The sequence below is a fragment of the Pseudomonas sp. Irchel s3f7 genome (assembly GCF_900187615.1).
Lineage (GTDB): Bacteria > Pseudomonadota > Gammaproteobacteria > Pseudomonadales > Pseudomonadaceae > Aquipseudomonas.
The window spans coordinates 65,612-78,682 of sequence record NZ_FYDO01000019.1 but is presented as its reverse complement, the minus strand read 5'-3'; the positions used below and the strand labels follow the sequence as shown (position 1 = coordinate 78,682).

Annotated in this window: 14 protein-coding genes; 4 read left to right on the top strand and 10 right to left on the bottom strand. The window is 59.1% G+C overall.

The genetic code is table 11. From position 1 onward, the window contains the following. Positions 1 to 10 precede the first annotated feature (10 nt). From CKW19_RS17680 to CKW19_RS17635, 10 genes are all read right to left on the bottom strand, one after another. Entirely contained in the window at positions 11 to 1,099 is a 1,089-nt protein-coding gene (locus CKW19_RS17680; RefSeq protein WP_095059002.1) for a flagellar basal body P-ring protein FlgI, read from the bottom strand. A gap of 27 nt (positions 1,100 to 1,126) precedes the next feature. Then, complete coding sequence (gene flgH, locus CKW19_RS17675; protein ID WP_095059001.1) at positions 1,127 to 1,822, bottom strand: flagellar basal body L-ring protein FlgH; 696 nt, start codon at positions 1,820 to 1,822, stop codon at positions 1,127 to 1,129. Positions 1,823 to 1,874: 52 nt separating this feature from the next. Then, on the bottom strand, positions 1,875 to 2,660 hold the full coding sequence (flgG, locus tag CKW19_RS17670; protein WP_053156553.1) for a flagellar basal-body rod protein FlgG: 786 nt from the start codon (positions 2,658 to 2,660) through the stop codon (positions 1,875 to 1,877). A 45-nt stretch (positions 2,661 to 2,705) separates the two neighbouring features. Further along, complete coding sequence (locus CKW19_RS17665; protein ID WP_095059000.1) at positions 2,706 to 3,446, bottom strand: flagellar basal body rod protein FlgF; 741 nt, start codon at positions 3,444 to 3,446, stop codon at positions 2,706 to 2,708. 203 nt (positions 3,447 to 3,649) lie between these two features. Further along, entirely contained in the window at positions 3,650 to 4,246 is a 597-nt protein-coding gene (locus tag CKW19_RS17660) for a cytochrome c3 family protein (protein ID WP_095058999.1), read from the bottom strand. Positions 4,247 to 4,255: 9 nt separating this feature from the next. Next, entirely contained in the window at positions 4,256 to 4,747 is a 492-nt protein-coding gene (locus tag CKW19_RS17655; protein ID WP_095058998.1) for a nitrate reductase cytochrome c-type subunit, read from the bottom strand. An 11-nt stretch (positions 4,748 to 4,758) separates the two neighbouring features. Further along, complete coding sequence (napA, locus tag CKW19_RS17650) at positions 4,759 to 7,263, bottom strand: nitrate reductase catalytic subunit NapA (RefSeq protein WP_095058997.1); 2,505 nt, start codon at positions 7,261 to 7,263, stop codon at positions 4,759 to 4,761. Further along, entirely contained in the window at positions 7,254 to 7,520 is a 267-nt protein-coding gene (locus CKW19_RS17645) for a chaperone NapD (protein ID WP_095058996.1), read from the bottom strand. The genes napA and CKW19_RS17645 overlap by 10 nt, the downstream gene beginning before the upstream one ends. A 37-nt stretch (positions 7,521 to 7,557) precedes the next feature. Then, a complete protein-coding gene (locus CKW19_RS17640) occupies positions 7,558 to 7,725 on the bottom strand; it encodes a periplasmic nitrate reductase, NapE protein (protein ID WP_095058995.1) in 168 nt (55 codons plus the stop codon). 193 nt (positions 7,726 to 7,918) lie between these two features. Next, the gene (locus tag CKW19_RS17635; protein WP_095058994.1) at positions 7,919 to 9,475 is read right to left on the bottom strand and encodes a sigma-54-dependent transcriptional regulator; all 1,557 of its coding nucleotides are present in this window, start codon (positions 9,473 to 9,475) and stop codon (positions 7,919 to 7,921) included. Positions 9,476 to 9,836: 361 nt separating this feature from the next. Between CKW19_RS17635 and phhA the strand changes: the two genes are divergently transcribed. The 4 genes from phhA (at position 9,837) to CKW19_RS17615 (ending at position 12,991) form a co-directional block, all read left to right on the top strand. Then, on the top strand, positions 9,837 to 10,628 hold the full coding sequence (phhA, locus tag CKW19_RS17630; protein WP_056853041.1) for a phenylalanine 4-monooxygenase: 792 nt from the start codon (positions 9,837 to 9,839) through the stop codon (positions 10,626 to 10,628). A gap of 106 nt (positions 10,629 to 10,734) precedes the next feature. Then, entirely contained in the window at positions 10,735 to 11,091 is a 357-nt protein-coding gene (locus CKW19_RS17625) for a 4a-hydroxytetrahydrobiopterin dehydratase (RefSeq protein ID WP_095058993.1), read from the top strand. Continuing rightward, on the top strand, positions 11,091 to 12,284 hold the full coding sequence (locus tag CKW19_RS17620) for an amino acid aminotransferase (RefSeq protein ID WP_095058992.1): 1,194 nt from the start codon (positions 11,091 to 11,093) through the stop codon (positions 12,282 to 12,284). The genes CKW19_RS17625 and CKW19_RS17620 overlap by 1 nt, the downstream gene beginning before the upstream one ends. Before the next feature lie 521 nt (positions 12,285 to 12,805). After that, positions 12,806 to 12,991 carry a hypothetical protein gene (locus tag CKW19_RS17615; protein ID WP_095058991.1) on the top strand — a complete coding sequence of 62 codons (186 nt, stop codon included), beginning with the start codon at positions 12,806 to 12,808 and terminating at the stop codon, positions 12,989 to 12,991. Positions 12,992 to 13,071 lie beyond the last annotated feature (80 nt).

The following is a 13,071-nucleotide window of genomic DNA, read 5'->3' as shown; positions in this document are numbered from 1 at the left end:
AACGCCGTCCTCAGATCACGATCAGGTCGGCTTGCAACGCGCCGGCCTGTTTCAGGGCTTCGAGGATGGCCATCAAGTCACCCGGCGCCGCGCCGACCTGGTTCACCGCACGCACGATTTCGTCGAGGGTGGTGCCCGGGCCGAACTTGAACATCGGCTTGGCTTCCTGCTGAGCGTTGACCTTCGAACGCGGCACCACCGCCGTGGTGCCATTGGACAGTGGGCCGGGCTGGCTGACGATCGGGTCTTCGGTGATGGTCACGGTCAGGCTGCCGTGGGTCACGGCGGCCGGAGACACCTTGACGTTCTGGCCGATCACGATGGTGCCGGTACGGGAGTTGATGATGACTTTCGCCACCGCCTGGCCCGGATCGATTTCGAGGTTTTCCAGGATCGACAAATAGTCGACGCGCTGGCTCGGATCGAGCGGCGCCGAGACACGCACCGAACCACCGTCGATGGCCTGGGCCACGCCAGGGCCGAGCATGTCATTGACCTTGTCGACGATGCGCTTGGCCGTGGTGAAGTCGGAACGATTGAGGTTCAAGGTCAGGCTGTTTCCCTGATTGAAACCGCTCGGAACCGCACGTTCCACCGATGCACCGCCCGGGATGCGACCGGCCGACGGAACGTTGACGGTGATCTTCGAACCGTCGCGACCTTCAGCGTCGAAACCTCCAACCACGAGGTTGCCTTGAGCCACGGCATACACGTTGCCGTCGATACCCTTGAGCGGCGTCAGCAGCAAGGTGCCACCGCGCAGGCTCTTGGAGTTACCGATGGACGAAACGGTGATATCGACTTGCTGACCCGGCTTGGCGAACGGCGGCAGATCGGCACTGATCGACACCGCCGCGACGTTCTTCAACTGCACGTTGCCCGAACCCGGCGGCACCTTGATGCCGAACTGCGAGAGCATGTTGTTGAAGGTCTGCAGGGTGAACGGGGTTTGTGTCGTCTGGTCACCGGTGCCGTTAAGCCCGACCACCAGGCCGTAACCGATCAATTGGTTGGAACGCACGCCGGAAATACTGGCGATGTCCTTCAGGCGCTCGGCTTGAGCATTGAAGGCTGCGGACAGCATCAGGGCGGCCACCATGAGGTGTTTTAGATTCAACGTAGCCACCTAGAAAGGGAACAGCGGGCTGAGGAAGAAACGGTCGAACCAGCCTGGCTGACTCGCATCGGCAAACGAACCGGTACCCGAATAGGTGATGCGCGCATCGGCGACACGGGTCGACGACACGGTGTTGTCGGTGGCGATGTCATCGGCACGAACGAGACCGGCAATCCGCACCAGTTCGTCGCCAGTGTTGAGCGTCATCCACTTCTCGCCGCGTACGGCGATGATGCCGTTGGGCAACACATCGGCCACGGTCACGGTGATCGAACCGGTCAGGGTGTTGCCCTGCGCGGCCTTGCTGTCGCCCTTGGTTGCGCGTTCGCCGCTGTAGCCGACGTCGAGGCTCAGGTCGCCGCTGCCGATTGGATCGTTGGTGCTCAAGCCACCGCCAAAGAACGAGGTCAGGCCGATATCGGCCTTGCTGTTCTTGCCGATCTGCGAGTTGGCGTTTTTGCTGGCCTGGGTTTTTTCGTTCAGCGTAATGGTGATGATGTCGCCCACCCGGTACGCCTTGCGGTCGCTGTACAGGTTCTGTTCAAAACCGGCCTGATAGATCGAGCCATTGTTCGCCGCAGACGGCAACGGCGTGCGCGGCAACACCGGAGCGTAATAAGGGTCATTGGGCTTGGGCGGCACAGGCACGCAGCCTGCGAGCGCGGTGATCCCACTCAGTGCCAGAACAAATGCATAGCGATTCATGACCCTACCTCACGGTGTTGCAGGCGACCTCATGGCCGCCTCATAGACTTGATTACAGATTCTGCGTTACGAACGAGAGCATCTGGTCGGCGGTGGAGATCACCTTGGAGTTCATCTCGTAGGCACGTTGAGTGGTGATCATGTTGACCATCTCTTCAACGGTGCTGACGTTGGACGTTTCCAGGGTGTTCTGCAGCGTGGTACCGAAACCGGCCAGGCCCGGGGTGCCGACTTGCGGCGCACCACTGGCGGCGGTTTCCAGGAACAGGTTGTTACCCACCGCCTGCAGGCCGGCCGGGTTGATGAAGTCGGCGGTTTGCAGGTTGCCGATCACCTGGGACGCAGCGTTGCCAGGCACGGTGACGGACACGGTGCCGTCACGGCCGACCGTGAAGGTCTGGGCATCGTTCGGAATGACAATCGCCGGCTCCAGGGCAAAACCACTGGCGTTGACGATCTGGCCGTTGGAGTCCAGGTGGAACGTGCCGTCACGGGTGTAGGACGTGGTGCCGTCCGGTTGCAGGATCTGGAAGAAACCACGGCCGTCGATGGCCATGTCCAGCGGCTGCTCGGTGGTTTGCAGGCTGCCGGCGGTGAAGTTTTTCTGGGTGCCGACGATACGCACACCAGTACCCAGTTGCAGACCCGACGGCAGTTCGCTGTCCTGGGTCGACTGGGCGCCAGGCTGACGCTTGATCTGGTAGAGCAAGTCCTGGAACTCGGCGCGGTCACGTTTGAAACCCGTGGTCGACACGTTGGCCAGGTTGTTGGAAATGGTAGTCAGGTTGGTGTCCTGGGCGGACAGACCTGTTTTGGCAACCCATAGAGCCGGAAGCATTCGATTCTCCTCGTGCGCCTGTTTTACGGCGCGACGTTCTGGTAATTAGCTGATCTGCAAGACCCGAGCCATGGCCTGGTCATCGTCTTTGGCGGTGTTCATCATCTTGATGTGCAGTTCGAACTGCTTGGCCAGCGCCAGCACCGAGGTCATCTCTTCCACGGCATTGACGTTGCTCGATTCGAGGAACCCGGACACCAGTTTGACGTTGGCATCGGCTTGCGCCGGCTGCCCGTCCCTGGTGTGGATCGAACCGTCCAGGCCTTTGGTCATGTTCTTGAAGTCCGGATTGACCAGCTTGATGCGGTCGACTTCGGCCATCACGCGAGGACCTTCGCCCATCGCGCGAATACTGATGGTGCCGTCCTCGCCCACTTCGATCTGCTGCTCGGGCGGCACGGCAATCGGCCCGCCATTGCCCATCACCGGCATGCCGTTGCCGGCACGCAGCACGCCCAGCGCGTCAATGTTCAGGCTGCCGGTGCGCACGTAGCTTTCGCCGCCGTCAGGATTCTGTACGGCAATCCAGCCATCGCCTTGCACGGCAACGTCGAGGTCGCGGCCGGTTTCTACCAGCGAACCAGGGGAGAAATCGGTGGCCGGGCGTTCGGACAAGGCAAACGCACGCGCCGGAAAGCTGTCACCGAACACCGGCATCGAACGCGCCTGTTCCAGGTCTTTCTGGAAGCCGTTGGTGGAGATGTTCGCGAGGTTGTTGGCATGCGCCTTTTGCGCCAGTGCATTCTGGCTGGCGCCGGTCATTGCCACATAAAGGTACTTGTCCACAATCTTTCCTCTGCATGCCGGACGGTTGCCGCCCACCGCTGTGTTGCGCTGGTTGTAGCAATTTGCAGACCAACTTGCGCGCAGCGGCTCAAACCCCCTTTAAACACGGGGCTTGAGGCTCATCAGAGGGGAATTGAACAATGTATCGAAGACGAAAAACCGGCGCGCTTATGCCGCTTGGCGGCAACGCCGGGAAAACCCGGCTACCAGCCTTTCACACCGCTCATGTCGGGCAGTTTGTGGGCAATGCCTTTATGGCAGTCGATGCAGGTCGCCTGGCCGCTGGCCAATGAAGTGGAGTGCATATTGGCGGCGCGCTTGCCCTGGCGGGTGAAGTCCATGAACTCGAAGTTGTGACAGTTGCGACACTCTCGGGAATCGTTGGCCTTGAGCCGCGCCCACTCGTGTTCGGCCAGCTCCCGGCGCATGCCCAGGAACTTGTCCCGGGTGCTGATCGTTCCGAACAGCTTGCCCCAGACTTCCTTGGAAGCCTGCATCTTGCGTGCGATCTTGTGCGTCCACTCGTGGGGGACGTGGCAGTCCGGGCACGTGGCGCGTACGCCCGAGCGGTTGGAGTAGTGAATGGTTTCCTGCAATTCGACAAACACGTTGTCGCGCATTTCATGGCAGGACGTGCAGAACTTCTCGGTGTTGGTCGCTTCCAGCGCGGTGTTGAACCCACCCCAGAAAATCACCCCGGCGATAAACCCGCCGAGCGTCAGAAAGCCCAGGCTGTAATGCACGCTGGGCCGACGCAGTACGCTCCAATAATCCTTGAGCAAGGCAAGCAAAGATTTCATGGCCTCTCCTCAAGGTTTCGGCTGACGGTTGATTTCGTCTTGCAACACCTGATCGATGTTCTTGAAGCTGTTGTTCACCAGTGGCTTCACATCTTTCTGCGGCACATGACACTGGTTGCAGAAGTACCGGCGCGGCGACACCGCCGCCAACGCCTGGCCGTCACGGTCCATGTAGTGCGTGATGCTGATCATCGGCGCCTGGGTGCGCGCACTGTTGCCGCGACTGTGGCAGGTCAGGCACTTGTTGCTGTTCATGTCGATGCCATACCCGCGAATGCTGTGGGGAATGGTCGGCGGTTGCTCGGGATAATTACGTTCACGCTTGAGGTCCTTGTTCTCGTCTTCCGCGATGGGTGGAGCGGGCAGCTCCTGAGTCAAGGTCCCGCCGACCCGACGACCATCCGGTGCAGGCGCATCCAGTGGGTAACCGGGCTCTGCCGCAAATGCCAAGGGCACCCACACCAGCAGAGCGGCAAGCAGGGACAGCGAACGATAATTCATGAAAGCGCTCCTTATGCCGTCTTGATCAACTCAATCCTGATCGCGCATTTTTTGTAATCGGTCTGCTTGGAGATGGGGTCCGTCGCATCCAGCGTGACTTTGTTGATCAGCCTGTTGGCATCGAAAAACGGCACGAACACCAAACCTTGAGGCGGTTTGTTGCGCCCTCGGGTTTCAATCCGGGCACGCATCTCGCCGCGTCGGCTGATGAGTTTCACTTCGCTGCCACGCCGCGCATTCAACGCCTTGGCATCGGCCGGGTGCATGTAGACCAGCGCATCGGGCACTGCTTTATAGAGTTCTTCGACACGCTGGGTCATGGTCCCCGTGTGCCAATGCTCAAGCACCCGCCCGGTACTCAACCAGAACGGGAAGTCCGCGTCCGGGGCTTCCGCAGGCGGCTCGTAAGGCAGCGCGAAGATGATCGCTTTCTTGTCGGGATAGCCGTAGAACTGCACGCCACTGCCCTTCTCGACATAGGGGTCATAACCCTCGCGAAAGCGCCACAGCGTTTCCTTGCCTTCGACGACGGGCCAGCGCAAACCGCGCTCGGAGTGATAACGATCAAAGGGCGCCAGGTCATGACCATGTCCACGGCCGAACTGGGCATATTCTTCGAACAGGCCTTTTTGCAGGTAGAAACCGAAAGCCTTGGCCTCGTCGTTCTGATAGCCCTCAGCCAGTTGATCAGCGGGGAATTGATCGACCTGACCATTCTTGAACAGCACCTCATACAGGGTCTTGCCCTTGTACTGCGGTGAACTCTCCAACAGTTCCGCCGGCCAGACTTCGTCGGTTGTAAAACGCTTGGAAAATTCGACCAATTGCCAGAGGTCCGACTTGGCATCTCCCGGCGCCGAAACCAGTTGATGCCAGAACTGCGTACGCCGCTCCGCGTTGCCGTAAGCGCCCTCTTTCTCGACCCACATCGCCGTGGGCAAAATCAGATCCGCGGCCTGCGCCGAGACGGTGGGATACACATCCGACACCACCACGAAGTTCTCGGGATTGCGCCACCCCGGCAACACTTCCTGCATGATGTTGGGCCCGGCCTGCATGTTGTTGCTGGCCATCGTCCAATACACATTGAGCACGCCGTCCTTGAGCATGCGGCTCTGCTGCACGGCGTGGAACCCGACCTTTTCCTTGATGGTTCCCGCCGGCAGTTTCCAGATTTTTTCTGCGGTGGCGCGGTGCTTCGGATTGGTCACCACCAGGTCGGCCGGCAAGCGATGGGAGAACGTGCCCACTTCTCGCGCCGTACCGCAGGCCGAAGGCTGGCCCGTCAGGGAGAACGGACTGTTGCCCGGCTCGCTGATTTTCCCGGTCAGCAGGTGGATGTTGTAGATCAGGTTGTTGGCCCACACACCTCGGGTGTGCTGGTTGAAGCCCATGGTCCAGAACGAAACCACCTTGCGCTTGGGGTCGGCGTACAGCTCGGCCAATGCCTTGAGGCGCTCGGCCGGCACCCCGGTTTCCTTCGCGGTGCGCTCCAGGGTGTAGGGTTTGACGAACGCGGCGAACTGCTCGAAGTCGATGTCGGTCCAGGTATTCGCCTTGTCGGCATTCTTGGCCTTCATCTCCAGCGGATTGTCGGAACGCAAACCGTAGCCGATGTCATCGGTGCCTTTGGCGAACTTGGTGTGTTTGCTGACGAAGTCTTTGTTGACCGAACCGCTTTCAATGATGTGGTTGGCGATGTAGTTGAGAATCAGCAAGTCAGTCTGTGGCTTGAACACCATCGGAATGTCAGCCAGTTCAAAACTGCGATGTTCAAACGTGGAGAGCACGGCCACTTTCACATCCGGCTGGCTTAAACGGCGATCAGTCACCCGACTCCAAAGAATCGGGTGCATTTCCGCCATGTTTGAACCCCACAGGACGAACGCATCGGTGACTTCGATATCGTCGTAACAGCCCATCGGCTCGTCGATACCGAACGTGCGCATGAACCCCATGACCGCCGATGCCATGCAATGGCGTGCATTGGGGTCGATGTTGTTCGAGCGGAATCCCGCTTTCATCAATTTGTTGGCCGCGTACCCTTCCCAGATCGTCCACTGCCCGGAGCCGAACATGGCGACGGATTCCCCGCCCTTGTTCTTCAGCGCCTCTTTGTACTTCAACTCCATGACATCGAATGCCTGTTCCCAGGACACCGGATGAAACTCGCCTTGTTTGTCATATTGCCCATTGGTCATGCGCAACAGCGGCTGCGTCAGACGATCAACGCCGTACATGATCTTGGATAAAAAGTAGCCTTTGACACAGTTCAACCCGCGGTTGACCTCGGCTTTTACATCGCCGTGAGTTGCCACCACCTTGTTGTCCTTGGTCGCCACCATGACGCTGCAACCGGTACCGCAAAAACGACAGGGCGCCTTGTTCCAGTTCAGGGAAACCATGTCTTGTTCGGTAATCAGGTTACTGGCCGAGGTAAACACCGGGAGACCCGCAGCCGCTGCCGCGATTCCGGCCGCTTGGGCTTTGACAAACTCTCGCCGAGTCATAGGCATGTGCTTTCTCCCGTCACATCGAGAATCTCGTGATAAACCAGGGCGGCATTGAGCACGCCTGGCAAGCGATTGATCTGATCGATTCGCTGAAGAATCTGGCTTTCGTGATCGGTTTCCAGCACAACCACTAACTTGCCGGCGGGGCTTTCCTGATGAAGTTCAACGCCCGTGAGCAACCGCAGGTTGGCTTTGACCGCCTCGAACAAGGCGGGACGGGCATGTACTACCAGACTGGCAATGTGCAGCGTCTTTTCCACGACCCGTACTCCCTGCTGAGTTAGAGATGGATGTCGATCAGTTGGGGGGGCCTGGCGGACCGAGGAGCATTTGCAGAAACCAGATAAAAAAACCGTAACCACCGACTATCGCCACCGATAACAGTGGAAACAGAACAATGATCAGGAAATAGAACAGGCGCGTTTCTTTACGAACCCGCTGGGTAGAGTCATCCGTTGATGGCATGGTTAGCGCTCCTGCCAAACTGTCAAACTGTCAAACTGTCAAACTGTCAAACTGTCAAACTGTCAAACTGTCAAAGGAGCCTAGCTGGCTTACGCAATAAGTTCCATGATTTGGATCAACAACGGTGGTTCCAGCGCCTTAAATACGAAACCAAGGCGCTGGTTAAATATTGGCATTCAATAAGTATTCTTATTTAAGCAAGCTTCCCTATTTCATATTCACGCAACTTGTTGGCAATCGTTGTATGAGAAACACCCAGGCGCTTGCCCAGTAATCGACTGCTGGCATGTTCCGAATAAAGCCGTTCCAGCACCGCTTTTTCAAAACGCCCAACAATTTCGTCTAACCCGCCCTCGAGCGAGAAATCGCCCAATGGCTGACGCACGCCGTAATCCGGCAGACGAATATGTTCAGCCTTGACCGTCCCGCCCTCGCACAGGGAAACCGCCTGGAACAACACGTTTTCCAGTTGCCGGACGTTGCCCGGCCAATGGTAGTGACTGAGCCGCTCCATGGCGGCTGGCGCGAGTTTTGGCAATGGACAACCGATCTGCCGGCTGGCCTGATCGAGGAAGTGCTCCACCAGAGGCGTCAACCCGTCGAGGCATTCGCGTAGCGGCGGGATGTGCAGCGACAGCACGTTCAAGCGGTGGTACAGGTCCTGACGGAATTCGCCACGGGCACACAGTTCGGACAAATCGACCTGGGTCGCGCAGATCACCCGCACATCCAGATAAACTTCTTCGTCGCTGCCTACACGCCGGAAGCAACCGTCCTGCAGGAAGCGCAGCAACTTCACCTGCAAGCGCGGGCTCATTTCCCCGACGCCGTCGAGAAACAACGTACCGCCCGCCGTCAGCTCCAGCAGCCCGAGCTTGCCCTCGGCCCGCGCACCTTCGAAAGCGCCGGGGCCGTAGCCAAACAGTTCGGTCTCGGCCATCGACTCGGGCAGGCCGGCGCAGTTGAGCGCCATCAACGGCGATTGCCCACGGGGGCTGGCCAGATGGCAGGCCCGCGCCAGCAATTCTTTGCCGGTGCCGGTTTCGCCCTCGATCAACAGCGGCGCATCCAGCGGCGCCATGCGCCTAGCTTCTCGGACCACGGCGGCCATTACTTTCGAACTTTGAAAGATGCTGTCGAAGCCTCGCAATTCCTGCTTACGCACGTTGTAGATACGCTCGCCCACCCGGTCGGCACGGTGCAGCGTCAGCACTGCGCCGGCCATGGCTTCGCTGTCGTCGTGCTCTGATTGCAGTGGCGCGATGTCGGCCAGAAACACGTCGCCCTTGACCTTGACCCGCAGCCCGTTGATCCGCGATTTGTTGGCACGCACCAGTTCCGGCAAGTCGAAGTCTTCGGCGTAGCGCGACAGTGGAATGCCCGGCACCTCATCGACGCGCACGCCCAACAGCTGCGCCGCTGCACGGTTGGCCGCGACGATCGAACCGCCCATGTCGATCGACAGCACTGGAAACTCCAGCGCACCGAGCAGCGCATTGAGTTCCATGTGCCGACGCTCGCTGGGCATCAGCCCTACACGCTTGACGCCAAATACCCCGGCAATTGACTCGAACTTCGGGCGCAGCGCCTGGAACTGAATGTTGATCAGGTTCGGGCAATGCAGGTAGATGGCGTTGCCATGCTCGCCGCCCACTTCACCGCGGGCCACGTTGACCCCGTATTCCACCAGCAGGTTGAGAATGTCGCGCAGGATGCCGATGCGGTTCTGGCAGTGGACTTTGATACGCATATAAAAGACCTGGATCTGGATGAAAGGGGTGGCATTGAACCTGTAGGCGCCGGCTTGCTGGCGATGACACCCTCAAGGACGCTATCGCCAGCAAGCCGGCTCCTACAAAGGTCCCAGGCAAGCATTTTTCTGTCGGGGCGCTCAGATAGTCGTCAAGATTATGTTACAGATGTAGGGCTTTTCCCAGCCGCCAATCTCAACATCTGCGCGATGACGGCCGATACGTAACGAAAACTTTACTATATTTGAGGAGTTTTCCCACACAGTTCGCGGACTGCCTGCTGCAACGACGCAATCCTTGGGGTATTTCTAAGTCCATAGCAGCACATAACAAGAACGAATCCCCTAGCAGGAGAGCAGCATGAAGCAGACGCAATACGTGGCTCGTGAGCCCGATGCGCAAGGTTTTATCGACTACCCCGCCGAAGAACACGCGGTGTGGAACACGCTGATCACTCGCCAACTGAAAGTGATCGAAGGGCGTGCGTGCCAGGAATACCTGGACGGTATCGAGAAACTCGGTCTGCCCCACGACCGCATTCCCCAACTGGGCGAGATCAATAAAGTCCTCGGTGAAACCACCGGCTGGCAGGTCGCCCGCGTACCGGCGCTCATCCCTTTCCAGACCTTTTTCGAATTGCTCGCCAGCAAGCAGTTTCCAGTGGCTACCTTTATTCGTACCCGCGAAGAGCTGGATTACCTGCAAGAGCCGGACATTTTCCACGAGATTTTCGGCCACTGCCCGCTGCTGACCAACCCGTGGTTCGCCGAATTCACCCACACCTACGGCAAACTCGGCCTGCAAGCGACCAAGGAAGAACGCGTGTACCTGGCGCGCCTGTACTGGATGACCATCGAGTTCGGCCTGGTCGACACCCCGCAAGGCCAACGCATCTACGGTGGCGGCATTCTGTCCTCGCCGAAAGAGACCGTGTATTGCCTGTCGGACGAGCCTGAGCATCAGGCGTTCGATCCGCTGGAATGCATGCGCACGCCTTACCGCATCGACATCCTGCAACCGCTGTACTTCGCGCTGCCCAATCTCAAGCGCCTGTTCGACCTCGCTCACGAAGACATCATGGGCATGGTCAAGCAAGCGATGCAGATGGGTCTGCACGCACCGAAGTTTCCGCCAAAACCAAAAGCCGCGTGATCCGCCGCTTTTAGAATCAAGTGAGCCTGTCAGAAACCATCGCTTTGGATTAGCGTGGTGGCACTGAGGGCTCCGATTTCCCAACATTCGATTTCAGGAACACATCATGACCGCACTCACCCAAGCCCATTGCGAAGCCTGCCGCGCCGATGCTCCACAAGTCAGCGACGAAGAATTGCCGATCCTGATCAAGCAAATCCCGGATTGGAACATCGAAGTCCGCGACGGCATCATGCAGCTGGAAAAAGTCTTCCTGTTCAAAAACTTCAAGCACGCCCTGGCATTCACCAACGCTGTCGGTGAAATCTCCGAGGCTGAAGGTCACCACCCAGGCTTGCTGACCGAGTGGGGCAAAGTCACCGTGACCTGGTGGAGCCACTCGATCAAGGGCCTGCACCGCAACGACTTCATCATGGCCGCGCGCACTGACATCGTTGCCAAGGACGCCGAGGGCCGCAAGTAATGCACTTCGACGCCATCGACCGTGTGCCCGGCGACCCAATCCTGGGCCTGATGGAGGCCTACGCGCAGGACCCGAACCCGCGCAAGTTCGACCTTGGCGTGGGTGTCTACAAAGACGCCCAGGGCCTGACGCCGATTCCTCAGTCAGTGAAACTGGCCGAGGCGCGTCTGGTCGAGCGTCAGACCACCAAGACCTACATCGGTGGTCATGGCGAGCCGGCGTTCGGCAAGGCGATCAATGAGCTGGTGCTGGGTGTCGACTCGACGTTGCTCACTGAGCAACGTGCTGGCGCCACCCAGACACCGGGCGGCACCGGGGCGCTGCGCCTGAGCGCGGACTTCATCGCCCAGTGCCTGCCGGGCCGTGGCGTCTGGCTGAGCAATCCGACCTGGCCGATCCACGAAACCATTTTCGCGGCCGCCAACGTCAAGGTCAGTCATTACCCATACGTGGGCAGCGACAACCGACTCGACGTTGAAGGGATGCTCGCGGCGCTCAATGAAGCGCCCAAGGGCGACGTGGTGTTGCTGCACGCCTGCTGCCACAACCCGACCGGTTTCGACTTGTCCCATGACGATTGGCGCCGGGTGCTGGAGGTTGTTCGCAAACGCGAACTGCTGCCACTGATCGACTTCGCCTACCAAGGTTTTGGCGATGGCCTGGAGCAGGATGCCTGGTCGACTCGACTGTTCGCCGCCGAGTTGCCGGAAGTGCTGATCACCAGTTCCTGCTCGAAGAACTTCGGCCTGTACCGCGACCGAACGGGTGCGCTGATTGTCTGTGCGAAAAGCGCCGACAAGCTCACCGACATTCGCAGCCAACTGGCCAACATCGCCCGCAATTTGTGGTCGACGCCGCCGGATCATGGTGCTGCCGTCGTGGCGACGATCCTCGGCGATCCGGAGCTGAAAAGCCTCTGGGCCGACGAAGTGGAAAGCATGCGCTTGCGCATTGCCCAGCTGCGCAGCGGCCTGGTGGAAGCGCTGGAGCCACATGGTTTGCGCGAACGCTTTGCGCACATTGGCGCGCAGCGCGGGATGTTTTCCTACACCGGCCTGTCGCCTGTGCAAGTGAAGAATCTGCGGGACAACCACAGCGTGTACATGGTCAGTTCGGGCCGGGCCAACGTCGCAGGGATTGATGCCACGCGCCTGGATCTGCTGGCCGAGGCGATTGCCAAGGTTTGCCAGTAACAAAGTGATATGCCGAACACCCTGTGGCGAGGGAGCTTGCTCCCGCTCGAGCGCGCAGCGGTCGCTTGAACTGCAAACGAGTTCTCACTGAAAGAACTCCTTGTATTCTCATGGGGCCGCTCCGCGGCCCAGCGGGAGCAAGCTCCCTCGCCACAATGGATTCTCGTTGCCCTTCCAGACCTGTCTAGACAACCCCGCTTATCGAAACAAATGGATATAACAGTCTGTTTGTCATTTCTGTTGCTGTATCCTGCCCAGGCTTTGTAAAAGCGCGGATCTACCAGATCTATCAACAGACTTAGCGAGGAGCGCGACTATGCACGAGATTCCTAATCTCCCCTTCCCAAGCCTGCACGAACCTGAGCAGACGACCACGCGACAAGCCGGTGCCCAACAGCCCGAGCCGAAAGATGGCACTGACAGCTGCCAAGCTGACAGCGAAGACTGAAATACCCGCCGTACAGACCGTGTGGAAAGCGCTAACATGCGCTTTCCACACTGCCTGAAACGAGACCCTGTCCATGACCGATGAATTTAGCGAAGCCCAGGCCAGTGCCCTGATCGGCACCGCCGAGAAAATGATCGAGATCTGGAATCGCCTCTCCCCCGAGAAACAAGCCGCTTTACTCGCCCGATTTGGCACCGAAGAAAACGCGTTGGCCGCCCTGGTCACCACGCACCTGGTTGCGCCCGCCAAGCCCAAGTAAAACCACCCGGCAAATAGTTTCATTTTTCCCCGGCCCACGAGCGGCCTCGCCGCTATCATAAGCAGCCTATCTATCCTGCT